General features: G+C 69.1%; 22 protein-coding genes. 10 read left to right on the top strand and 12 right to left on the bottom strand.

The window, feature by feature from the left end; genetic code table 11:
- The first annotated feature begins 15 nt into the window (after positions 1-15).
- Together C8D87_RS17920 and C8D87_RS45140 are read left to right on the top strand one after the other, a co-directional pair.
- Positions 16-351: a cytochrome P450 family protein gene (locus C8D87_RS17920; RefSeq protein WP_112227522.1), complete on the top strand. Its 336-nt coding sequence runs from the start codon at positions 16-18 to the stop codon at positions 349-351.
- Positions 352-365: 14 nt separating this feature from the next.
- Positions 366-692 (top strand): cytochrome P450 family protein, encoded by a 327-nt coding sequence (locus tag C8D87_RS45140; protein ID WP_146771752.1) that lies wholly within the window; start codon positions 366-368, stop codon positions 690-692.
- A 74-nt stretch (positions 693-766) separates the two neighbouring features.
- On the opposite strand, the gene C8D87_RS17915 is transcribed toward C8D87_RS45140, so the two are convergent.
- On the bottom strand, positions 767-2566 hold the full coding sequence (locus C8D87_RS17915) for an ABC transporter ATP-binding protein (RefSeq protein WP_112227521.1): 1800 nt from the start codon (positions 2564-2566) through the stop codon (positions 767-769).
- 321 nt (positions 2567-2887) lie between these two features.
- On the opposite strand from C8D87_RS17915, the gene C8D87_RS17910 reads away from it, so the two are divergent.
- Positions 2888-3547 carry a Type 1 glutamine amidotransferase-like domain-containing protein gene (locus tag C8D87_RS17910; protein WP_112227520.1) on the top strand — a complete coding sequence of 220 codons (660 nt, stop codon included), beginning with the start codon at positions 2888-2890 and terminating at the stop codon, positions 3545-3547.
- 399 nt (positions 3548-3946) lie between these two features.
- Here the strand turns inward: C8D87_RS17910 and C8D87_RS17905 are convergent, their stop codons facing one another.
- Together C8D87_RS17905 and C8D87_RS17900 are read right to left on the bottom strand one after the other, a co-directional pair.
- Positions 3947-4804 carry a phosphotransferase family protein gene (locus tag C8D87_RS17905; protein WP_112227519.1) on the bottom strand — a complete coding sequence of 286 codons (858 nt, stop codon included), beginning with the start codon at positions 4802-4804 and terminating at the stop codon, positions 3947-3949.
- Between the two features lie 101 nt (positions 4805-4905).
- Positions 4906-5283, bottom strand: a complete 378-nt coding sequence (locus C8D87_RS17900) for an STAS domain-containing protein (protein ID WP_146771751.1) — start codon at positions 5281-5283, stop codon at positions 4906-4908.
- Between the two features lie 217 nt (positions 5284-5500).
- Here C8D87_RS17900 and C8D87_RS17895 point away from each other — a divergent pair, with 217 nt between their 5' ends.
- A complete protein-coding gene (locus C8D87_RS17895; RefSeq protein WP_112227517.1) occupies positions 5501-6949 on the top strand; it encodes a leucine-rich repeat protein in 1449 nt (482 codons plus the stop codon).
- 296 nt (positions 6950-7245) lie between these two features.
- Here C8D87_RS17895 and C8D87_RS17890 read toward each other — a convergent pair whose 3' ends face one another.
- The 6 genes from C8D87_RS17890 to C8D87_RS46930 form a co-directional block, all read right to left on the bottom strand.
- Entirely contained in the window at positions 7246-7896 is a 651-nt protein-coding gene (locus C8D87_RS17890) for a hypothetical protein (protein ID WP_146771750.1), read from the bottom strand.
- A 30-nt stretch (positions 7897-7926) separates the two neighbouring features.
- Positions 7927-8478: a hypothetical protein gene (locus C8D87_RS17885; RefSeq protein WP_146771749.1), complete on the bottom strand. Its 552-nt coding sequence runs from the start codon at positions 8476-8478 to the stop codon at positions 7927-7929.
- A gap of 119 nt (positions 8479-8597) precedes the next feature.
- Entirely contained in the window at positions 8598-9257 is a 660-nt protein-coding gene (locus C8D87_RS17880; protein ID WP_112227514.1) for a hypothetical protein, read from the bottom strand.
- Positions 9258-9402: 145 nt separating this feature from the next.
- Positions 9403-9879, bottom strand: coding sequence for a flavin reductase family protein (locus C8D87_RS17875; RefSeq protein ID WP_233442155.1), 477 nt, complete (start codon positions 9877-9879; stop codon positions 9403-9405).
- A 5-nt stretch (positions 9880-9884) separates the two neighbouring features.
- A complete protein-coding gene (locus C8D87_RS17870) occupies positions 9885-10421 on the bottom strand; it encodes an NADPH-dependent FMN reductase (protein WP_109636578.1) in 537 nt (178 codons plus the stop codon).
- A 70-nt stretch (positions 10422-10491) separates the two neighbouring features.
- Positions 10492-11676, bottom strand: a complete 1185-nt coding sequence (locus C8D87_RS46930; RefSeq protein WP_109636577.1) for a trypsin-like serine protease — start codon at positions 11674-11676, stop codon at positions 10492-10494.
- 199 nt (positions 11677-11875) lie between these two features.
- Here C8D87_RS46930 and C8D87_RS17860 point away from each other — a divergent pair, with 199 nt between their 5' ends.
- The 6 genes from C8D87_RS17860 to C8D87_RS17840 all read left to right on the top strand — a co-directional run bounded on the left by C8D87_RS17860 (position 11876) and on the right by C8D87_RS17840 (position 18790).
- Positions 11876-12751: a thiamine pyrophosphate-dependent enzyme gene (locus tag C8D87_RS17860; protein WP_112227511.1), complete on the top strand. Its 876-nt coding sequence runs from the start codon at positions 11876-11878 to the stop codon at positions 12749-12751.
- A 102-nt stretch (positions 12752-12853) separates the two neighbouring features.
- Positions 12854-15856: a substrate-binding domain-containing protein gene (locus tag C8D87_RS17855; protein WP_112227510.1), complete on the top strand. Its 3003-nt coding sequence runs from the start codon at positions 12854-12856 to the stop codon at positions 15854-15856.
- A gap of 72 nt (positions 15857-15928) precedes the next feature.
- Positions 15929-16084: a hypothetical protein gene (locus C8D87_RS45960; RefSeq protein WP_170166469.1), complete on the top strand. Its 156-nt coding sequence runs from the start codon at positions 15929-15931 to the stop codon at positions 16082-16084.
- A gap of 98 nt (positions 16085-16182) precedes the next feature.
- Positions 16183-17004, top strand: coding sequence for a CPBP family intramembrane glutamic endopeptidase (locus tag C8D87_RS17850; RefSeq protein ID WP_112227509.1), 822 nt, complete (start codon positions 16183-16185; stop codon positions 17002-17004).
- A complete protein-coding gene (locus C8D87_RS17845) occupies positions 17001-18143 on the top strand; it encodes a sensor histidine kinase (RefSeq protein WP_112227508.1) in 1143 nt (380 codons plus the stop codon). The genes C8D87_RS17850 and C8D87_RS17845 overlap by 4 nt, the downstream gene beginning before the upstream one ends.
- Entirely contained in the window at positions 18140-18790 is a 651-nt protein-coding gene (locus tag C8D87_RS17840) for a response regulator (protein ID WP_112227507.1), read from the top strand. Before C8D87_RS17845 ends, C8D87_RS17840 begins: the two co-directional genes overlap by 4 nt.
- A gap of 26 nt (positions 18791-18816) precedes the next feature.
- On the opposite strand, the gene C8D87_RS47765 is transcribed toward C8D87_RS17840, so the two are convergent.
- The 3 genes from C8D87_RS47765 to C8D87_RS17825 form a co-directional block, all read right to left on the bottom strand.
- Entirely contained in the window at positions 18817-19143 is a 327-nt protein-coding gene (locus C8D87_RS47765) for a hypothetical protein (RefSeq protein ID WP_233442154.1), read from the bottom strand.
- A 286-nt stretch (positions 19144-19429) separates the two neighbouring features.
- On the bottom strand, positions 19430-20872 hold the full coding sequence (locus C8D87_RS17830) for a pyridoxal phosphate-dependent decarboxylase family protein (protein ID WP_112227506.1): 1443 nt from the start codon (positions 20870-20872) through the stop codon (positions 19430-19432).
- Positions 20865-22121, bottom strand: coding sequence for an ATP-grasp domain-containing protein (locus C8D87_RS17825; protein ID WP_170166468.1), 1257 nt, complete (start codon positions 22119-22121; stop codon positions 20865-20867). Before C8D87_RS17825 ends, C8D87_RS17830 begins: the two co-directional genes overlap by 8 nt.
- Between the last annotated feature and the right edge of the window lies 1 nt (position 22122).

The raw sequence follows: 22122 nt of genomic DNA, 5'->3' as shown, positions 1-22122 counted from the left end.
CTGGCTGGTGACTCGATGGAGGACGCGCGGGAGGCGTTGTCCGACCCGGTGCTCTCGGCCGATCCGAGCCTGCCCGCGGCGGACCGGCGGGTGCGGCGGCTGTTCACCGGCGAGTTCCCGGTGCACCGGGTGGAACGGATGCGACCCCTGATCGCGTCGTGCGTGGCCTCCGCCGTAGCCGATCTGCGAGCGCAGGGCCCCGGCACCGACCTGATCCCGGTCGTCGCACTGACGGTGCCGCAGGCGGTGATCCTGCGTCTGATCGGTGTGCCGGAGTCCGAGGTGCAGTCGACGATCGCCGCGGTCCGGCCGACGACCTTACGGGCAGGCTGGTCGCGTCCGGCGAGCTGACCGAGGACGAGGCCGTGGTGAACCTGCGCCTGGTGGTGGCCGCGAGCGTGCAGACGAAGTCGAGCATGATCGGCCCGGCCGTCCTGACCGACCCGCCCCGCTCGGTGGAAGACCTGCTGGCCGGCTGGAGCGTGGTGCAAACGGGCCCGCGCCGAGTGGCGGTTGCCGACACGTCTGTCGGTCGCGTGCCGGTGCATGCGAGGGAGGGCGTGGTGGTTTCGCTGCCCGCCGCCAACGCGAGCCGCCCACCCGGTGCCGGCCACGTGGCGTTCGGCTTCGGCCCGCACCGAACTGGACGAGGTGCTGAAAGGCCTGTTCCCGCTCCGCCCAGCCACCCGTGACCTGCGCATGTACGACGCCTCGGTGATCTACGGCGTGGAGTCGCTCCCCGTCACGTGGTGAGAACTGCGGCTGATCAACGAGTGCCGACCGCCTCGTCGAGGAAGCCGCCGGACTGGTGGCGCCACAGCTTCGCGTACGTCCCGTCGACGTCGAGCAGTTCCGCGTGGGTGCCCTGTTCGACGATCCGGCCCCGGTCGAGCACGATCAGCCGATCCATCCGCACGACCGTGCTCAGCCGGTGTGCCACGACGATTGCGGTGCGGCCCTCCATGAGCCGCCACAGCGCCTCCTGAACCAGCACCTCGCTCTCCGAGTCCAGCGCGCTGGTCGCCTCGTCCAGCAACAGGATCGGCGCGTCACGCAGGATGGCGCGTGCCAGCGCGACCCGCTGCCGCTGTCCGCCGGACAGTTTGATGCCGCGTTCGCCGACCATCGTGTCGAACCCGTCGGGCAGCGCGTCCGCGAACTCCGTCACGTGCGCGGCATGCGCGGCGCGGTGGATCTCGGCGTCGGTCGCGCCTGGCCGTGCGAACGCGATGTTCTCGCGCAGCGTCCGGTGGAACATGGCCGGGTCCTGGGGCACGTACCCGATCAGGCCGCGCAGGTCGGCCTGGCTCAGGCGGGCGATGTCCTGGCCGCCGATGAGGATGCGGCCCCGATCGACGTCCATCAGCCGCAGGAGCAGCCGGGTGAGCGTGGTCTTACCTCCGCCGGAGCGGCCGACGAGCCCTATCCGCGTGCCCGCCGGGATGTCCAGGTCGAGCCCGTCGAAGAGCGGCTCGCCGCCGCCGTGCGTGAACACGACGTTCTCGAACTGAACCCGGGAGTCCTTCACGCGCAACGGTTCCGGGTGCTTCGGGTCGAGCACGGTCGGCGGGTCGAGCAGCAGTTCGGTGAACTGCGCTGCCTCGGTGAGCGCACTCTCCACCTGCCGGTAGATCTGGTTGAACTCGAACATGATCCGCGTCGCGTTCCCGAAGTAGGCGAACGTCACCACGATCGCCTCCACGCCGAGCCCGTCGCTGACCCCGATCGCGACCACGAGGCCGAGCACGTTCGTGAGCACCGACAGCGGCGCGATCACGGTGTCGATGCGCAGGTTGTTGTAGTCCCACGACCGCAGTGCCAGCGTTCGCTGCTTGGCGGCACGGGTCCGGTGCTCCGCGCCCTCGCGCCGCTCGGCGGCGAACGCCCGCACCGTCTCCATGTTCGTGAGCGTGTCCGAGACGTGGCCGGACACCTGGGCGATGGCAGCCTCGCGTTGGTCGACCAGCCGCTGGCGGTGGCGGATGAGCGGCGCGACCACACATCCCGTGACCAGGATCAGGCCGACCAGCACCGCGACGAGCACCGGGTTGTAGCTCCACAGCACGACGCAGGCGAAACCCAGCGGGATGAGGTTGGCGAAGATCTTGAACGCCAGCGTGTCCACGAAGTCCTCGAAGCGGAACGCGAAGCTCAGCACCCGCTTGGTGAGCGACCCGGCGAAGTTGTCGTGGAAGAACGCCGCGTCCTTCCCCAACAGCTCGTCCATCGCGTGGGCGGACAGGTTCTCGATCCCGCGGCCGTCCACGCGGTTGAGGCAGTGCAGGCCGATGCGCCACAACAGTTCCGACAGCAGCATGAAGCCGCCGAAGGCCAGCACGTACGGCAGGACGGTGCCGAGGCCTGTGTCGCCATCAGCCGCAAGCTTTCCCACGAGCCCGCCCACCGCCAACGGCGCGAGATAGAGCTGACACGTGACGCCCAGCGCGGGCAGCACGAGTGCGCCCACGGACATGAATCCGTGGCGCCGCAATTCCTTTCCGTACAGGCGCAGGGCGAGCGGCACCGCGTTCTTGCGGACAGGTCTTTCCGATTCTGGCAGGATCATCCGCCCCCTCCGGACGTCTCGGCTTCCTCATGCTGCCGCAGAGGGTCGGGTGGCAGCGATCGAATATCGCCGCGTGGACGCGGTCGCGGAGTGCCTCGCGACGATGCGGTCGCGATCTCTGCGGGGTGGTGGAGCCGAGGTCCGAGTTGCAGTTCCAGTCGTGCCGTGACGCCAGTCGAAGCCGAGGACGGTCGGCGCAGAAGACGATCGCGCCTGGCAACCTGAAGAACCTCCCAACAGGATGCGCGAACTGCGATGAGTCCCAGCTCGGGCCGCAGTCTGCAGACACATCCACCTTTCGCGCACGATTTGGAGGCAGCTGTGAAGCTCTTGCTCACGTCAGGCGGCGTCACGAACCCGAGCATCCACACGGCGCTCGTGCAGCTTCTCGGCAAGCCGATCTCCGAGTGCCACGCCCTCTGCGTCCCGACAGCCCAGTGGGGTCACCCGATGTGCGGTCCGGCATCGGTGCAGGAGTTCGTAGCTGCCAAGCCGGTGTGGCGGCATTTCTCCGGCCTGGGCTGGGCATCGCTCGGCGTCCTCGAGCTCACCGCACTGCCCACCATCGGCGCGCAGCGATGGGTCCCCTGGGTCCGGGACGCGGACGTGCTCCTGGTCGACGGTGGCGACGCGACGTACCTGTGCCACTGGATGCGCGAGTCCGGGCTGGCAGATCTGCTGCCGTCGCTGCCAGACACGGTCTGGGTGGGTGTGAGTGCCGGAAGCATGGTGATGACGCCCAGGATCGGTGAGTACTTCGTCGAATGGCATTCTGCGCCGGACGACCGCACCCTGGGAGTCGTCGACTTCGCGATCTTCCCGCATCTGGACGCCTTTCCCACGAACACCCTGGCCGACGCAGAGCGGTGGGCCGCCGGCATCGGCGTCCCTGCCTACGCCATCGACGAACAGACAGCCATCAAGGTCGTCGACGGCTCCGTCGAGGTCGTCTCCGAAGGGCGATGGACGATGTTCGGGTGACGACACCTCGATAACCGGTTGATGGAACCGCAGGACGATGCCAGACTGCCACGACCGTTGATCGTCCATCCCTCAGGGAGCTGTGCTTGTCCGTCGGAGCGGCACCGAACATCGGGCCCTCGACCTGATCATCGCCTTCACGCTCCTGTCAGCAGGGATGCGAGCCACCAGATCCCGCTGGGCGACGCCGCCCCCACGACCAGGCCGGGTGACCGGATCACGGTTGTCCACGACCCCGCCGATCCCGAACGCGTCGCCCTCCCGGTGCGTACAACGATCCGGGCTGGGCGGTGTGGGGCATGATCGCGCCCGCCATCGGGGCCGTGGCCGGGCTGGCCGCCGGGCCGATCCTGCTGTACCGCGGCTTCCGCCTCGCCCGCCGTCGTCGCGCGAACTGACTCACTCGGCGACGAGAGCACCGAGTGCGGGCCACGGCGGACCCTGGCGGAGCAAGGACAGGATGTCTCGGCCGTGCTGATGCCCGTCCGGGAACTCATCACGGATGTCCCAACGCCAGGCGGCGACCATCGCAAGCACCAGCCGCCGGCACTCCGCGAGCAGAACTTGATCGACATCCGGATAACGCGCGCTGACCTCCTCCGGCACATGCGCCACGTCAAACTCGACGGGGCCACGGCAACACGTCTCCAAGTCGATGAACAGCAGGCCGTCACGGGTGTTGAGGACGTTGCCAGGATGCGGTTCGCCGTGCAGCAGCTGCTCCGGAACACCGCGACTGTGGATCCGTTCACGAGCGCTTTGCAGCGTGCCCAGGAGGAGGTGCCGGTCGGCCTCCGTGAGCGCGGGGGTTTCGTCTCGGTGCGTGACCAACCGTTCAGCCTCTGCGACGCGGTCCAGGAAGTGCGGGGTTGCGATCTCGACGCTTCGCATGCCGGTGTGCAGGCGTTGGAGCGCCTCCGCGTATGCGCCCGGGAAGCCCGGATCAGGAGACACGACCTCGTAGTAAGTCCAGAGGGTCACCGCGAAGCCGTCGCGTTCGTAGACCCGCGGCTCAACCTGGGGCTCCAGCGGTGTGACGGGGCACGCGGTTTCAGCGAGTCGTAGAGCGAGTTCGACCTCGAGCGCGGCTACCTCTTGCCCCACCGGTGCTACGCGGGCGAAGACGCCACACGGCAACAGGCGTAGGGCGAGCTTGTTCGAATTGTGAATCACTGCAGCGTGGTCGACCCGCAGATGCAGCTCTCCGGCCAGTGTTGTCGCCGCGGCCACCGCACGTGAAACGATCTCCGCCTCCACGACCTGGATCGTCGCACGTGCTCACTCATCCGCATGGGCAGGGTCTGTGGCACGGCGTGATCGGCCACTGTGGACCGTCAACCCCGCTGCGAGGGTTCTGTTCAGCCGTGCACCGCGGACACCGCACCCGGCAGCGTCGCATGCGGCCGCAACACGCGGTCAGCGCCCACAAGCCGCAACGGCCTGAGCACTGCCCGGTTCGCCGCCGTCGTCGCGAAAGGGATGCACAACTCGTCAGCGTATTGCTGGACGTCGAGCAGCAGGGTGACGCCGATCGAGCCGAGATGCGTGACAGCCTGCAGGTCGACGACAACTGCGCGCGGACGACGGGCAACCAGGCCAATCAGCTCGTTCGCTATCGGATTGACCGTGGCCACGTCGACGTCTCCAGACATCTCCACCACCAACGCGCCGCCCTGCTGGTGCGTGCGCAACACACCATCAGCCGACACACCACCGAATTCCGTACTCGTCATCATGCCCCCGTTCCGCAAGATCCCTACCTGTTGAACAACGACCGCGAGCTCGTGCGGCAACGAGAATGCGCATCACTCGCACAAATCAGCGCCGACTCGGTACGCGGCGGTCGGCGCCGAGGCTCCGTGTTAGCGTTCACACTCCAGTGTGATCAGGACCGGCACCACGTCCGTTCGGCGGTATCGGGCAGACCATCCGCTCTGACTCCGAGGCAGTGGCATGAACACCGACACGAAACGAAAAACGATCCTTGCCGTCGTCGGTATCGTCCTGGCCGTCTCGGGCGCCGGAGCGGTCGTCCTCGTTTCGAGCGGAGACTCCTCCGAGCCGCCGGCCGCCGCCGATGTCACTGTGTCACGCCCACCAGGCACGACGATCACGTCGGCGCAGGTCTCCACGACGTCCACCACGCCAAGTACGGAACGACGATCCGTTCGAGCGAGCCTGCCGTACTCCGACGGCACGCTGCCCGAGGATCCGGCCGCCGATCCCGGACCGGACCCGGTGTTCGCCAACGACCCCGATCTGCGCCGCAACGACGGCTACCGCTATCAGGTCAGCAAACCCGGTGACCACCAACTGGCCGAGGGGACCCTGGCGTTCCAGTACGACGTCACCACCAACGCCCTCAAGGCCCGCCTGGCCGAACGCAAACCGGAACTTGCCAAGGCGACCGGGATCGCGCTGTACCTCACCGGCGGCACGGCGCTCTCCGACGGCGACCTCGCCGCGCTGCAGGGCGTGCACCGCGATCTCGGCCTGGGCAACCTCAGCCGGCTCCACGTGTACAACCTCCGCAGCATTCAGGGTGGACGAGAATGCACCCCCGCATCCGGGTTGCCGTGCGCGGGCCAGCAAGCCCGGGGCGGCAAATCCCCCTACCTCTGGCACAACGGCTGGTGGGACACCTGGGTCAAGCAGCTCGTCCTCGACGACCTGGACGCGGTGCCCGACGGTGCGTTCAGCAACCACAACTTCGGCGAGGTGCGGCTGCGCGGCGCCCGGTCGATCGGCGTCATGGCCTTCGGGCACGCCCCGTACGCCAAGCTGAGCGTCCTGTACCTGCCCAACGCCGGCACGATCGCCCACGACGCCTTCCGCCGCAACCAGTACCTGGTCAAGGTGAACTTGCCGAACGCCACCGAAGTCGACGACTTCGCGTTCGACGACGCCTCCCGTCTCCAGTACTTCACCGCGCCCGCGCTGCGACGGCTCGGTCGCAACGCGTTGAACGACAGCCACGAGCTGGTGTCGGTCAACCTGCCCAAGCTGGAGTACCTGGGCATCAACTGCTTCGACCTGAACAACAAGCTCATCGGGCTGCGCCTGCCAGCCCTCACCGAGATCGACAAGAACGCGGTCACGGGCTTCTCGAACCTGCGCTGGGTCCACGCCCCTCGGCTGTCCACGGTCTGGCACAACGCCATCACCAACAACGCGAAGCTGACCACCGTGGTCATACCGGGCGTCACCCGGCTCGGGCCGGGCGCGGTCCGCGGCAATCCGGCACTGACCGCGGTCTACCTGGGCTCGACACCGCCCAGGCAGGAGGCCGACGTCTTCACCGGCAGCCAGAAGGCGATCGTCTACCACACCGGCGATCCTGCGGCGTGGGCGAACTTCAAGGCGTCTGGTGCACCTGGGCTCGCGGTCCGGCCCGGACCCTGATCCAGGGACCAATCCCGCGTCGGACTCACGAACCCGCTCCAACCAAGTGCTCACCTGTTCGCAGCTGTCATCAACCATCGTGTCGTCTCGATGCAGGGTCCAGGAATGCGGAGAGGAAAGGCACGTCCAACGTCTGTGTGTTCGTCGCGCCGGAGGCAGCCGGAGAGTCGAGCGACGCTGACGCAGTGGGTGTTCCGGGGCGAGCCGCTCGAACTCGCCTACGAGCACCCGTCCGATGACGACGAGGAACCGTGATGGGGCTGTTCCGATGAATCCGGAAACGCCCCACCACGAATCTACTTGGCCCTCTTGATGGCCGTCACGAGATCATCGAGCGTGTTCGGCTTGCCCCACGCAGGCGCGAAATCCTCGCGGTGGGCGGTGCTGCTCACCATCGCTTTGTCATTCGCGCCCTGCATCCACAGGCCGTCGGTGAACGCGAAGTAGAGTGGAACGCCGTCCGGAATCCGATCCGGACGATTCACGGTTGCGTTCGGCGCGGGTTTCCAGTCGGTGATGTCGTCCAGGATGAGCACCGCCTGCGCCCTGGGGTTCGCTTTCGCCAGATCCCCGGTCGGGATGGAGCGGCTCTTCGACACCTGGACGTACACGGTGCGGTCCTTGACCGCGTCGGCGGGACCGGACAGGACTTCTGCGACCGAGACCCGGAATGTGACGTGGGAACCCTGGGCCCGTTCGGTGCTCTGCTTGTCCGGGAAGGTGGTGGAAATGCCGTCGAACACTTCCTCGACGGTGCCGCGCACGATCAGGTCGCTGAGGTCGAGTGCCCGGCGCGGTGAAGCCAGGGGGTCGTAGTCCGCGTGGTAGTCGCGGCCCAGCTGGGCGGCGAAGGCCTCGGCCGAGCCGCCTTCCGGAGCGCCGGCGGACGGGTTGGTGGTGGTGCCGCACGCCGTCAGCAGGAGGCTGCCTGCCGCGATCACGGTCACGATGATGGATCGTCGCATGTCAGGCTCCTCTCAGTACTGGGCGTTGAGGTGGGCGATGTCGTGGGCGCTGTACCGGCGCCACTGCAGTGCGGTGCTGGGAACCTCGCCGGAGATCATGGCGCTGATCGTGTCGTGGCCGAGTCCGACGCTGTGCCCCAGTTCGTGCACGGAGGTCTTGCGGCGGTCTTCCCAGTCGTTGTCGCCGATGTCGAGCTGCCCGTAGTCGAGCTTGACGTCGGACGAGTCGCACACCCCAGGACTGCTGTGCGAGAAGCAGGAACGTTCACCGCGCAAGGTGCCGGGCAGATCCTGTTGCCACCACCACACGTCGGTCGAGAAACTCGAACAACCGCCCAGATCGGAATCCGTCATGTCGGTGGTGAGGTCGAGGACCGACATCGCGTAAGTGGCGACGGTGCGGTCGGTGGTGAATCCGGAAGTGGTGCAGAAGGTGTGCAGCGAGCTGTCCGCCACCGCACTGTCGTAGTTGTTCGGAAATGGGTTGGCCTGGCTGACACCAGTGGTCACGAGCGACAGCGCCGCGCCCACCGGTAACAGCCAGAGTCTTCGGAGACGTCTCATTCGGAAATGACCTCCAGGATTGAGCGGTCGAAGCTCGCATCCATGAAGTCGTCGTCCAGACCGGCTACGTAACTAGACCGATCGGGTGACAACAACGAATGATCTCCGCAGACGAATTGTCAGCAGGTGACCTTGACGGTCGCGCTCGCCTGGAACGACACGTGCACGTGGTCCATGTGATTGGCCGTGGGACTACCCCGGTCCTCCATCGCCGACCAGCCACTGCCGTCGTTGTAGCGCTGGCGCCAGATCACGTAGGTGACGCCGAACGCCCGGCGGTTGGCCAGCACGTGGTCGGCCAGAGCGTTGCCAGTGGCGGTGTCGACCATGAAGTCCAGCGCCAGGCCGGCGGGATGGTCGCCGGAGCCGCCACGGCCGGCGGCGCCCCCGATGTCGTTGACGCCGAACTTGCCCGCGAGGTGGTGACCCACTTGCGCCACATGCGGTTTGACTCCGTCCAGGACGGTCGGACAGGGCGGCGCGGGCGGCGGTGTGGCGATCTTCGGTGGGGTCGTGGTCACCGGAGGCGCGGTCGTCGTCGTGGTCGTCGGAGGTTGCGAGGACGGCGGCGCGGTGGTCGAGGTCGTGACAGGCGGCAGGTCCCGGCTGACGGGGGTCGACGAGGCGGCCAGCTGGGCGGCCGCTCCGGTGGGATCGATCGGCTGGTCGGAAGTGCGGACGACCCAGAAGGTCACGACCAGACCCAGGGTGAGGGTGGCGGCGACTGCGATGGGCAGCTTCCGGCTGGGTGTCTGCTTCGTTCTATGTCGGCCCGGCATTCGGGAACACCTTGCGTCGGGGACGGGGCATGGTCACACGGCGGGCCATATTACGAAATGAACACGAGAACGTCACAGGCGAGTGTTCATGCCCACATCTCGGCTGGTGAGCGCGTCGCTACAGAAAGTGACTACAGGGCTGAGATCAGCCGACCGAGGTGTAGCGGCCCTGGTGGCGGACGAGTGGCGTGGCCGGGTTCGCGTGGCAGGCGTGCTGGATCTCGACCGGTTCGCCGACGAGCCCGACGTGGTCGCCGACCGCGATCCGGCGAACAGCACGGCAGCGCAACCGGATCGGCGCGTCGAGCAGATGGGGCACGCCGTCGCTGTCCGGCGCCCACGCCGTGTCCGGCCCGAAGCGATCGGCGCCGGTGCGGGCGAACAGGTCTGCGAGCTCGGCCTGCTCGGCACCCAACAGGTGCACGGCGAACAACGGAGCCGTGCGCAGCACTGGCCACGCGGACGCGCGTTCGCCGATCCAGACCACGATCAGAGGTGGGTGCAGGCTCGCCGAGCCGAACGAGCTGACCGTCACTCCGACAGGCCCGCCCGCGCTCGCCGCGGTGACGATGGTGACCGCCTGCGGATGGCCGCGCAGCGCTGTGCGAAGTTGTTCGGACACCGTGCTCACGACACGAGCTCCGGCGCCGAGACGAGTGCGTTCAACGCACCGGCGTCGAGCCGCTCCACGAGGGCGCTGGTCAACTCCTCCGGCGTGCTCGCGAGTTCCGACTCGTTGAGAAAGATCCCTTGTCCTGCAACACGTCCACCCAGCTCCACGAGCAACGGCCGCAGGTGCAGCTCGACCGCGAGAGCGTGGCGGTCGGACGCGGCGACCTGCAACGGCACCACGACCTTGCCGCGCAACCAGCCCGCTGGTGCCTGATCCAGCACGGCCTTGAGCAGTCCCGTGTACGTCGCCTTGTACGTCGGCGTCGCGATGACGAGCACGTCGGCCTTTGCCAGCTCAGCGAGTGCCGCACGGACCTTCTCCGCCCCCGGCGCGAACACCTCCTGAGCGAGGTCCGCCGCGTCGACGAGCGGACCCGCGCCGGAGACACCGAGACTGAGCACCCGTCGCACGGCATCGCGCAGCGCGAGCGCGGCATGCCACGTGCGCGAGGCCGGGCGCGGATTTCCGACCAACACTCCGATCTGAGTCATGCAGCCAAGATCGGTGCGGCTGGACGTCTTCGTCAACGGTGTTCATCAGGTGGACACGCTTGCCCCTCGGCTACGCGTACGCCTCGAACTCGTAGATGCGGGCAACGTTCCCGCCGGACTGCGCACCGGTGACCACCGTGAGACGGATGTGCCTGGCGCTGTTGCCGATCGCGTGCTCGGTGGTGCCGCTCGCGTTGCCGCGCACCGTCGTCACCGTGGTCCAGGTGCTGCCGTCGGGCGACACGGCCAGATCGAAGTCCCTGGTGTTGAACGTCGCGGACTCACCGCCGGCGCCAGCGTGCTTGACCACCAGCTTCTTCAGCGCATGGCCGGAGCCGAGGTCGACCTGCAGCGACTTCGTCCCGGCCGTCGAGCACCACTTGTCGGTGGTGCCACCGGAGACGCTGCCGTTCACGGCCTTCGCGGCGCCTTCGTTCGCGTTGCAGGCGGCCGAACCCGTGGCGGGCTTGTTCAGTGCGAGGTTGTTGCCAGGAGGAGGACCGTCAGGGCCGGCGACGCTGTTGATCCACGTGTTCACGCTGCCCTGGAGTTCCGCGTAGTAGAAGCGCGCGGTGCCGCAGACAGCGGGACCACCGGACGTGTCACCACCGAGCCTCCAGTTGCCGGGTGTGCCCACCAGGAGCGGGCCTCCCGAGTCGCCGTAACAGGCGCTCTTGCCGTCCTTGTTGTCCAGGCAGATCACCCATTGCCCGGTGCCGCAGGCACTGTCGGGCAGCACGGGCACGTCGACCTGCCTGAGGTTGGTGGGCGCGCCGCCGCAACCGCCGCCGGGATTGCACGTCGTGGCGCCCCAGCCGAGCAGCCGCACCGTCGAACCGGGCGCGACGACCGGTGCGATGGAGATCGGCTGGTGTGTGACCGGCGCCGTCAACTCGACGAGCGAGGTGTCCGCGTTGCTGTGGTCCACCCAGCGCCTGACCCTGGCCACCGTGCCGCCGGAGTTGCGGTTGTTACTGCCGATCCTGATCTGCACCCCGCTCGGGACCTCGCCGGCCATGCAGTGCTTGGCCGTCAGCACCCAGGTGGGCCGGATCAGGGCGCCGCCGCAGAAGTGTCCGCCGGAGTTGCCCTGCATCGAGGCGATGAAGCCGTAGTTCTCGGTGGCATCGACGCCACCGATGATGGTCGGGGTCAACGGATCGGGCTGTTCCTGTGCTGTCGCCGGCACGACCGCCGATCCCGTCAGGATCAGGACGGCGGCCGCCGCCAGCATGCCCTTGACCAGTCCGCGCATGGGAACCTCACGTTCGATGGGTCGAAGGAGAATTCCCTGAAGGGTCCAACGGACGAAACGGCCGGATCTAAGTCCGAAACTTCGGTGCTGCAAATGGGCTAACCGCCTGCGGCGCTTCTGAATATGATGCGCCGCCGCCACGGCGATGGTCTGGACCTCTTGTCGCGCACCGCCGTAAGGTGGACCGGCGAGGAGCACGATGACCGGACCGTTTCATCTCGTGTTGCGCACCGCGATCCGCGAGCGCGGGCTGCCGCTCGACCGGTTGCGGTCGCGGCTGGCAGAGCGAGGGATCCAGATCGGGCTGGCCAGTCTCAGCGACTGGCAGCACGGCCGCGCGCGGCCCCAGCGGCCCAACTCGTTGCGCGCCGTCGCCGTGCTGGAGGAGATCCTCGGCCTGCCCCGCAACGCGTTGACGGGTCTGCTGGCCACTCACCACCTGACGCCGTTCCGGCCACAGCAGGGCGTGGACGAGTACCACGGCCCGATGGGCGAACTGCTCGACATGCTCCCCGGTGCGCGGGACTGGAATCTCGAGGTGATCACCTCCGAGCACGCGGTGACCGTGGACGCGCACCGCAGCCCGTCGCGCGTCACCGTCCGCAGCCTCGCCCGCGCCCGGCGGGACGACGTCGACAGAACTGTGGTGCGTTACTTCGGCGCACCGGGCTGTGCGATCGATCGTGTCCGCGTCGTGCCGGTGCGCAACTGTGCGGTCGGGCGACTGCTGCGCCACCGGGAAGGACGAGCGTTGGCCGCTGAACTGCTCTTCGGGCAACGGCTCCAGTCCGGCGAGACGTGGGTGTGGGAGTACGAGCTGCACGACGCCACGACCTCCGAGTCCGAAAGCGACTTCGCGCACGCTTTTCGCCGGCCGGAGGGCACCTGCCTGATGGAGGTGCGGTTTCACCCGGACGCGCTGCCTTCACGGGTGCACGACTACTTCCGCACCGATCTGTACGTGGACCGGCATCGGGTGAAAGAACTGATGCTCAACGCCCACCACGCGGTGCACGTCGCGACAAGCGGCATGAACTCCGGTGTGATCGGCATCAGCTGGGAGTGGCCGGACTGATCGTGACGGGGTGTCGCGTGTTCCACACCGCGCGTACCATCTGACGCTGGCTCCGGCTGCACGACAGCCGGGTGTGAGAGGTTCGCGGGAGACAGCGAGACAGTGCGGCCCACCATCGGCATGATCACGGCAGGCCCGCTCATCGAGCTCACCGGTGAGCAGTGGCAGGGCGTCAGCGACGGCGCCGCCGCCAACGGCTGCGATCTCATCTGCTTCACGGGCACCGAGCTGGCCCACCCGGACCACCACAAACGGCAGGCGAACGCGGTCTACGACCTGATCGCGCCCGACCGGATCGACGCTCTCGTCATCTGGACGACGCGAATCAGCCAGCAGATCAGCGAGGAGGCGATGCGCGAGTTCGCCGGCCGCTACGCGCCGATCCCCATCGTCAGCGTCGAGGCACACCTGGCGGACTGGCCGACGGTGCTGATGGACAACCGTCGCGGCATGGACCAGGCGGTCAGCCACCTGATCGAGGTGCACGGCCATCAGCGGATCGGCTTCGTCCGCGGCCCGCTGGCACACGCCGGCGCCCAGGACCGCTACCAGGGCTACGTGGACGCGCTCACACGCCACGGCCTGCAGGTCGAGCCGGAGCTGGTGACCACGCCGGCACCGTCCTGGGATCCCGCCGCCGCGGCGGACGCGGTCGCCAAGATCCTCGACGGGGCCGCGGCACCGCCGGACGCCTTCGCCGCCGCCAACGACGAGTTCGCGCTGGGGGTCGTGACCGCCGTGCAGGAGGCGGGGCTGGGCACGCCGGAAGACGTTGCCGTCGTCGGGTACGACAACCACACGTGCATCCGCTCGAACGATCTCGGCTACCAGGCTTCCGCACGGCAGTCCTCGGGAGGCGTGCACCGCCGCGTCAACATCGACGCGGGAACGCCGGCTCTGACGACGGTGCGCGCCCCGTTCTACGAGATGGGACGCCGGGCCGCCGACCTCGCGAGCGCGTTGGTCCGCGGTGAGCCGGTGCCCGCTCTGGAGATCATTCCCACCGAGCTCGTCGTCCGTCGCTCCTGCGGCTGCATTCCCTCCGGAAACGGCGGCTCGGCCCCCGCGCACGGGAATCTCGACGTGCCGGAGCACGACACCGCGGAGGCCGTCGCCGCGAACCTGCGGCAGGGACTCGGTCCGAAGTCGGCCGTGCTACCGGACGGCTGGGCCGAACGCCTGACCGGCCTGTTCCTCGACGCCGGCCGGCCAGGAGGCAGCGGCGGGGACTTCCTCGAGTTGTTCGCGGAGCATCTCCGCGACAGCGCACGCGCCGGATGCGCGGCCCAGTCGTGGTGGGCGCCGTTGTTCTACCTGCGCCGGTTCGCACTCGAGCGCGGCACGGACGCGGGCGCGATCGAGGACCTGTGGCTGCGGGTGCAGCTGATGGTGTCCGACGTGGTCGAGCGGGAACGGACGTTCGAGCACCTCCTGCACGAACGGCAGGACCAAACCGTGCGCGAGGCCGGCCAGCGGCTGATCGTCTCGCGGGACGTCGCCGAGCTCACCGGCGCACTGGTGGCCGAACTCCCCAGGCTGGGCATCCCCGGCTGCCACGTGATGACGTACGAGTCGACCCGTGAGTGGTCGCGCCCGCTGATGTCGTACGAGAACGGTGAACTGCGGCAGGACCGCACGGCGCTGTCGTTCCGGTCCACGCGGCTCACGCCCCACCGGATCGACCGGCCGGAGCCGGGCAGCTTCGTGGCCGCCGCGCTCTTCGGACTCGAGGAGCAGCTGGGGTTCGTGCTGTTCGAGGTGGGCCCGATGCCGGGCTGGGTCTACGAAGCGATCCAGCAGCAGCTCGCCGGCGCGTTGCGCGGCATCAGGATGCTCGAGCGGGAACGGCAGGCCCTCGCCGAAGCCGAACAGGCCCGGCGATCGCTGGAGCTGGCCCACGCCGAGCTGGAGGACAGGGTGCGGGAGCGCACCGCGGCACTGGTCGACGAGATCGCCGAACGCGAGCGGCTGGAGACCAGGCTGCGGCACGCGCAGAAGATGGAGGCGATCGGCCGCCTCACCGGTGGCATCGCCCACGACTTCAACAACATCCTGACCGTCATCAACGGCAACAGCGAGGCGTTCCTGCGGCGCAGTTCTCCGGATGATCCACGGCGGCCGGAGATCGAGGACATCCGGCACGCCGGTGAGCGCGCGGCGAACCTGACCCACCAGCTGCTCGCGTTCACGCGCCAGCAGGTCCTGAACCCCGAGCGGGTGGACCTCAACGCGGCGATCACGAAGGTGCGGGCCATGCTGACCACCCTGATCGGTGAGGACGTGGAGCTGACTCTGGACCTGCCCGAACACGTGTCGCACGTCTGGGCGGACGCCGGACAGCTCGAGCAGATCCTGTTCAACCTGGCCGCGAACGCCCGTGACGCGATGCCGGACGGCGGCGTGCTCCACGTCGGGACGGACGACGTGTTCCTCGACGCCTGCCACGCGGGCCGCATCGTCGGCGTGCGCCCCGGCCACTACGTCGCGCTCGTCGTGAGCGATACCGGCACCGGCATGGACGAGTCGGTCCAGGCTCAGATCTTCGAGCCGTACTTCACCACCAAACCCGCGGGCAAGGGCACCGGCCTCGGCCTGGCCACGGTGTTCGGCATCGTGCAGCAGAGCGGCGGCCAGATCCACCTGACGAGCTCGCCCGGCGCGGGCACGACGGTCTCCGTGTACCTGCCCCGAGCGCAGACGTCCACCGCACCGCTCCCCCGCGCCACGCCCCGGAAATCACCTCACTCTGGCTCGGAAACCATCCTGCTGGTGGAGGACGACAGCCAGGTTCGCGCCGTGACGCGCCGCCTGCTGGAACGGTCCGGGTACGCGGTGATCGAGGCGCGCGACGGGCTGCAGGCGCTGAAGCACGTCGACACCCACGACGACATCGACCTCATCGTGACCGATGTCGTGATGCCGAAGATGGGCGGACCCGAGCTCGCGGCCACGGTGCAGCGGATCCGGCCCGGTCTGCCTGTGCTGTACGTGTCCGGCTACACGACCGAGGAAAAACTGGACGACGCGGCTGTCCTGCTCGCCAAGCCGTACGCGGAGGCCGACCTGCTGGACCTGGTCCGCCGGCTGCTGGACCGAGGCTGCTGAGTTCTCCGGAGGTCCGTGGATCGCGGGCGCCGTCGAGTTCGTCCCCGACGGCGGCCTGCTGATCTCCACCGAATGCACACCGGGCCGGTGCAGGCGCTCGCGTTCGTGAGCGAGCACGAGCTCGTCTCCGGCGCCGATGACGCGCGGATCATCCGCCGGTCACTGTCCACTTCGGACACTGAGGCGCGCATCCGCGCGGAGACCGGAACCGCTGTTCGTCCCCCGTGAGAGCTACCCGCAGATGTCCACCGCGCGGTGACGATTCCGGACCGCTGAATCCATAGCGTTCCCGGCAACAGCAACGGACATCTCACGAAGGACAGGTCATGCGACTGTTGTGGCAGCTCGTAGCGGTGGGGCTGGTCTCGTTCGGCGGCAGCGCGCTCGTCGGCGCGGTGCGGTGGAACGTGCCCCTCACCCTGTTGCTCGGTCTGGCGACGGCGGCGTTTTCGCTGTTCGTGTACGCGTGGGTGGTGCGGAGGACCGAACGCAGGACGCCGGTCGAGGTGGCGGTCGAGGGAGCGGGCGCCGCGTTCGGGCGGGGACTGCTGATCGGCCTCGGCATGTTCGGTGCGGTCATCGTGAACATCGCTCTGCTCGGCGGCTACGAGGTACGGGGCCCGGGTTCGCTCGCGGGCGCTTCGGCGTTGTTCGGCTTCATGGCCGCGGCCGTCGTGGTGGAGGAGCTGATCTTCCGCGGCATCCTGTTCCGCATCGTCGAACAACGCCTCGGCACGTGGGTTTCACTCGCGCTCACGGGCTGGTTGTTCGGTGCGGCGCACCTGTTCAACCCGAACGCCACGCTGTGGACCTCGATCGCCATCGCGGTCGAGGCGGGCTTCATGCTGGCCGCCGCTTACGCCGCCACGCGCAACCTGTGGGTGCCCATCGGGGTGCACTTCGGCTGGAACTTCGCCCAGGGCGGCATCTTCAGCGCGAGCGTGTCCGGAAAGGACGCTCCGCAGGGCTTGCTGGACGGTGTGACGTCCGGTCCACTGCTGCTCAGCGGCGGCGAGTTCGGCCCGGAGGCGAGCGCGTACTCGGTGCTGGCGGGTGTGGTGGTCACGGTCGTGTTCCTGTGGCTGGCCAAGCGGAGGGGCACCATCGTGCCTCGGCGCCGCCGCCCTGCCGCTACGCTCGCCGGGTGATCAGCCTCCGGCAAGTCCCGGATCTGTGGCGCCGCTGGGATGTCACGGTCCGGGACGCTCCGACAGCGGTCGCACTCGTGCTGGCCTCGCTGACACCGGCGCTGCAGAACCGCGGAACGCAGCTGGGCGACCTGCCGGGCCGGCCGCTGGACGCACTCGCCATCGCCGTGATCGCGCTGGAATGCCTGCCACTGGTGGTGCGCAGGCGGTGGCCGATCGTCTGCCTCGCACTGGTGTCCGCAGGGTTCGCGGCCGACCAGCTCCTCGGCTACCACGCGGTCGCGGGCACCGCACTGCCCATCGCGCTGCTGAGCACGGGCCTGCACCTGAACCACCACCGCCGCACCACCGCGGTGCTGGCCTCCGCGGCGTACGTGCCGCTCGCCTTCGCGCTCGATCGGCAGGGGTCGGCCGAGGGCGTGACCGGGTTCGTCACGTTCTACCTGGCGCTGGCCGCGGCGTGGGCGATCGGGGCGTGGCTGCGCCTCAACAAGGCCGCGGAGGAGGAGCGCCGCCGCCACGTGGCCGAGGCGACCCGTCAGGCGGAACGGACCCGCATCGCCCGGGAGTTGCACGACGTCGTGACCCACCACGTGACGGCGATGGTGGTGCAGGCCGAGGCGGCGCGGTATCTGACCGCGGCTCCCGAGCGCCTGGACCAGACGCTGACCGCGATCACCGACACCGGCCGCAGGTCCATCGCGGACCTGCGGCAGCTGCTGGACCTGCTGAACCCGGACCACGACGCCGATCCGCGCACGCCGTCCGTCGGCGAGCTGAGCGCGCTGGTGGAGCAGACCAGGAAGGCCGGCCAGCCGGTGGAGTTCACCGAGGAGGGTGCGCCACCGACGGGCAGCGCGAGAGTGGTGGCATACCGGGTGGTGCAGGAGGCGTTGACGAACGCACTCAAATACGCGCACGGCAGCCGCACCACGGTGCACGTGCGGCACGGCGAAAGCGAGATCGTGGTGGAAGTGGGAACCGACGGCGCAGGTTCGTCCGTCTCCCCCGGTGGCAGCGGACGGGGTCTCGCCGGTCTGCGCGAACGGGTCAGCGCGCTCGGCGGCGAGTTCAGTGCGGGCAGGCGGGACGACGGCTTCGTCGTGCGCGCTCGCATCCCGGCGGGAAGTCCCTCGTGATCCGGGTGCTGGTCTGCGACGACCAGGCGTTGATCCGCACGGGTTTCGGGACGATCATCGACGCCCAGCCCGACCTCGAGGTGGTCGGCGAATGCGGCGACGGACGTGCCGCGGTCGACCTCGCCGGGCAGCTGAACCCGGACGTGGTGGTGATGGACGTCCGCATGCCGGTGCTGGACGGCATCGAGGCGACCCGCCTGCTGGCGGGTGCCGGTGTGGCGCGTCCGGCCAAGGTGCTCGTGGTGACGACGTTCAACCTCGACGAGTACGTGTACGAGGCGTTGCGAGCGGGCGCCAGCGGGTTCCTGCTCAAGGACGCTCCGCCCGCCCAGCTGCTGCACGGCATCCGAACGGTCGCGTCCGGCGCGGCGTTGCTGGCGCCCGAGGTGACCCGGCAGCTGGTCGGCCGGTACGCCGAACGCATCCGGCCCGCCGGGGGTGGCCCGGACGACGTTCCGTTGACCGCGCGGGAACTGGAGGTGTTGCGCCTCATCGCGGAAGGCCTGTCGAACGGCGAGATCGCCGCGGCACTGGTGATCAGCCACGAGACCGTCAAGACCTATGTCTCGCGCATTCTCACCAAGCTCGACCTGCGTGATCGCGTGCAGGCCGTCGTCTACGCCTTCCGTCACGGCCTCGTGGCCTGAGTCTCGTGATCGACAGGACGCGATCTTCAGCCGGGTGCACCCGCCGTGTAGGCGTCCCGGCACCACGCGCGCAGCAGTTTGCCGCTGGAGCTGCGCGGCAACGTGCCAGGCGGAGCCACCGCCACCTCGTCCACCCGCACGCCGTGTCCGGTGTGGACGGTCCGGCGCACCGCCATCCGCCGGCGTTCCTCGTGGACCGCGATCTCCCGGCTCAGGCGGGCGCGTTCGGCGACCGACACCGCCAGCGCGGCCCTGGCCGCGATCGCCGAGGCGTGTTCGATCTCGCGGTCGCCGAACGTTCCGACCTGCCGGGGGCCGAGGGCGAGGACGCCGTGCGGTTTGCCGTCGCGCAACAGCGGGACCCGCCAGCACTCGCCACACCTTCTCGGTGGCCATGTGGCGATCGAAGTCGTGGGTGATCTCCTGGCTGCCGAAGTAGTCGTCGACCCACTCCGCGCGCCCGGTCTGGAACACCTTGCCGGTCAACCCCGCGTTGGGTGGCACCTGGAGCGCCCGGAGCACGCCGGTCCAGTCACCTGTGACCTGTTCGAGCATCAGCACGCCGTCCGCGTCGGGGCAGACAGTCCAGGCGACCTCCGAGCCTTCGGCGAGCAGCGCCAGTGCGCGCCGCAGAGCCGGTCAGGAAAGCGTGACGGGCCGAGAGTCCACTGCGGAGTCTCGTCCGATCGACCGCCCGGCGTGCACGATCGCGGCGAGCACGCCGTCCAGGTCCGCCGGCGTGAGGCGCGGGTTGATCGTGCACAGCCGCAACGCCAGCGCGCCGTCCACAGTGGTCGTCGCGATGAGTGTGTCGCCGCTTTCGTTGATCTCACGGCAGATTGCGGCCTGCACGTCGTCGGTGCCCTGCCGGTAGCGCAGGCACACGATGCCGAGGCTCGGCCCTGCGACGAGGTCGAGCTCCGGGATGTCCGCGATCTGCGCGGCGACGTGCTCCGCGTGGTCGAGTCCGCGGTCGATCGCCGCGCGGAACGCCGCCACGCCGAAACCCTTGAGGGACAACCACAGTTTCAGCGCACGGGCCTCGGTCGTGAACTGCACGCCGTGGTCGGACAGGTTCGTTTCCGTCTCGGCGGGACGGGAGATGGCCAGATAGCCCGCATGTGCGCGGAACCTGTCGATGGTGAACGCACGATGCAGCACACCGGGATCGCGCACCAGCACACAGCCGATCTCATACGGCTGGAACAGCCACTTGTGCGGGTCGATCACGATCGAGTCGGCTTCGTCCAGCCCGCGCAGCACCTTCCGGCCGCGTTCGGTGAGTGCCGCGGCGGCACCGTGCGCTCCGTCCACGTGCAGCCACAGCTGTTCCTCGCGGCACAGGGCCGCCAGCGCGGGCAACGGGTCGATCGCGCCGGTTCCCGTCGTTCCCGCGTTCGCCAGCACGAGGAACGGGCGAAGGCCGGCGCGGCGGTCGGCGCGGACCTCCTGTCGCACGACGTCCGGGCTCATCGCGGGCAGCATCCGCACCTGCTCCTGTCGCAGCCCCAGAACGTGGCACGCGCGCAGCACCGCGGGATGCGTCTGGTCCGAGCAGTAGAGCACTCCGCCGGTCGCGTCCGAGCCGAGGCGGTCGTCGCGGGCGGCGGCGAGCGCGGTCAGGTTGGCCAGCGTGCCGCCAGGGGTGAACAGGCCTCCCGCGTCCTGCGGCAGGCCGAGCAGGGTGGCGAGCCAGCGTGCCGTGACCAGTTCCACGGCGGCGGGGCCCGCGCCGACGGGCCACGCGCCGGGCGAGACGTTGAAGCCAGAGGCCAGCAGGTCGCCGAGAACGCCGAGGAAGTTGTTGGCGCTGGGGATGAACGCCAGGCAGCCGGGGTGGCCGAGCCGCAGCGACCTCGGCAGGACCTCGCGGGTGAGGAACTCCACCAGAGCACCGGGATCGCCCGGCTGTTCCGGCACGGGATCGTCGAGCACGTGCCGCAGCTCGTCCGCCGACGCGAGGGTCCGCACCGGCTGCCCGCGCAGCCCCGTGAGGTGGTCGACGACGAGGTCGATCACCTGGTGACCGAGCTCGCGCATGCGGTCCGGCGGCAGGTCGATCCATCCCGCCCGGTCAGACATCGTCGATCACCAGAGCGCGCCGCACGGCCCGGATCCACGTGCGCGCCTCTGCGGTGAGTTCTGGGTTCGCTCGCACGGACGCGGCGTGACCAGGCAGTTGCAGCAGCACGAGCTCCTCCCCCGGCCGCACGGGATCGCCGGGATGGGCGTGCGCCCACAACAACGCCTCACCGGGCCGCAACGCCACGAGATCGCCGTCTCCGCAGCGCCGCGGCCTGCCGTTCGCCAGCCGATGCACGCCCGAGGTGATGCCGTCCCTCACCACACCGGTGCGATCGGCGGTCACGACGAGCTGGCTCAGCTTCAGACAGGCCGTGCGGACTTCCTCGACGGCCACAGAAGGCAGCAACGAGGCGAGCACGTGTGTACCGAGCGTGGGCAGGAGGCCCGCGGCGCGTTCCTGGGCCTGCACCAGCGACACCACGGTCTGGAACCGCGGGTTGATCTCGATCGCCAACACGGCCGCGTCGGGAGTGACCAGCAGGTCGAGCCCGAAGGCACCCAGGAAACCCAGCCGAGCCAGCTGGTCTCCCACCGCGGCACACACCTCGCGGCACCGGGACGCCGCCCCGGCGGGCAGATCGTGCTCGGCGATGAGCTGGTTGCCGCAGTGCGCACCCCAGTACGGTGTGAGCGCGGGAATCCCGACCAGCTGATGGGACAACGCCGACACCACCGTGCCCTGCCGCGTCACGCAGCCGCTCACGGTGACCGGCACACCGTCCACATGGGACGAGACCCGCAACGCCTCACCGCTCCACTCGCACAGCACCTCGTCCAGCTGTTCCGGCGACGTGACCAGGCGAGTGCCCTTGCCGGTGAGGTTGTTCTGCCGCCGCTGGACGACCAGTGGAACCGTTGCGGCGGCGGGCAGTTCCTTCTCCACCACCCAGGTCCGGGGCGTGTCGGCCCCGGCTCGCGCGAACAGCTCCAGTGAAGTGATCTTGTCTGCCGCGGTGGCCACCGCAGCGGCCTCCGCGGCGAGCAACCGCAGACCCGAGGAGGCCGCCCAGGCGTGCGCTCCGATGCCGTCCTCGGGTGCGAAGCTCACCGCCAGGCCACGCGGTGGGGGAGGATTCGCCGGAAGGGCAACGGCTTCCTCGCGCCGGTGATCGCGGTGGGCGAAGCGCAACCACGGGATCGCCGGCGCGGCAACGGCGCCGAGGAAAGGCGACCTGTCCTGCCACGTCAGCTCAGGAGCATGCCGGCGCAACAGCCTCGCGCCCTCGTCGAGCGGCACACCGCTCATG

This window comes from Lentzea atacamensis (genome assembly GCF_003269295.1).
GTDB lineage: Bacteria > Actinomycetota > Actinomycetes > Mycobacteriales > Pseudonocardiaceae > Lentzea > Lentzea atacamensis.
Note: the sequence above shows the minus strand (reverse complement) of the source record. Positions and strands in the feature narration are given on the sequence as shown.

Excerpts from the sequence above, each read along its gene's own strand:
- C8D87_RS17920 (WP_112227522.1), top strand. The coding sequence starts at position 16 with ATGGAGGACGCGCGGGAGGCGTTGTCCGACCCGGTGCTCTCGGCCGAT.
- C8D87_RS17915 (WP_112227521.1), bottom strand. The coding sequence starts at position 2,566 with ATGATCCTGCCAGAATCGGAAAGACCTGTCCGCAAGAACGCGGTGCCG.
- C8D87_RS17900 (WP_146771751.1), bottom strand. The coding sequence starts at position 5,283 with ATGATGACGAGTACGGAATTCGGTGGTGTGTCGGCTGATGGTGTGTTG.
- C8D87_RS17895 (WP_112227517.1), top strand. The coding sequence starts at position 5,501 with ATGAACACCGACACGAAACGAAAAACGATCCTTGCCGTCGTCGGTATC.
- C8D87_RS17885 (WP_146771749.1), bottom strand. The coding sequence starts at position 8,478 with ATGAGACGTCTCCGAAGACTCTGGCTGTTACCGGTGGGCGCGGCGCTG.
- C8D87_RS17880 (WP_112227514.1), bottom strand. The coding sequence starts at position 9,257 with ATGCCGGGCCGACATAGAACGAAGCAGACACCCAGCCGGAAGCTGCCC.
- C8D87_RS17870 (WP_109636578.1), bottom strand. The coding sequence starts at position 10,421 with ATGACTCAGATCGGAGTGTTGGTCGGAAATCCGCGCCCGGCCTCGCGC.
- C8D87_RS46930 (WP_109636577.1), bottom strand. The coding sequence starts at position 11,676 with ATGCGCGGACTGGTCAAGGGCATGCTGGCGGCGGCCGCCGTCCTGATC.
- C8D87_RS17860 (WP_112227511.1), top strand. The coding sequence starts at position 11,876 with ATGACCGGACCGTTTCATCTCGTGTTGCGCACCGCGATCCGCGAGCGC.
- C8D87_RS45960 (WP_170166469.1), top strand. The coding sequence starts at position 15,929 with ATGCACACCGGGCCGGTGCAGGCGCTCGCGTTCGTGAGCGAGCACGAG.
- C8D87_RS17850 (WP_112227509.1), top strand. The coding sequence starts at position 16,183 with ATGCGACTGTTGTGGCAGCTCGTAGCGGTGGGGCTGGTCTCGTTCGGC.
- C8D87_RS17830 (WP_112227506.1), bottom strand. The coding sequence starts at position 20,872 with ATGTCTGACCGGGCGGGATGGATCGACCTGCCGCCGGACCGCATGCGC.
- C8D87_RS17825 (WP_170166468.1), bottom strand. The coding sequence starts at position 22,121 with ATGAGCGGTGTGCCGCTCGACGAGGGCGCGAGGCTGTTGCGCCGGCAT.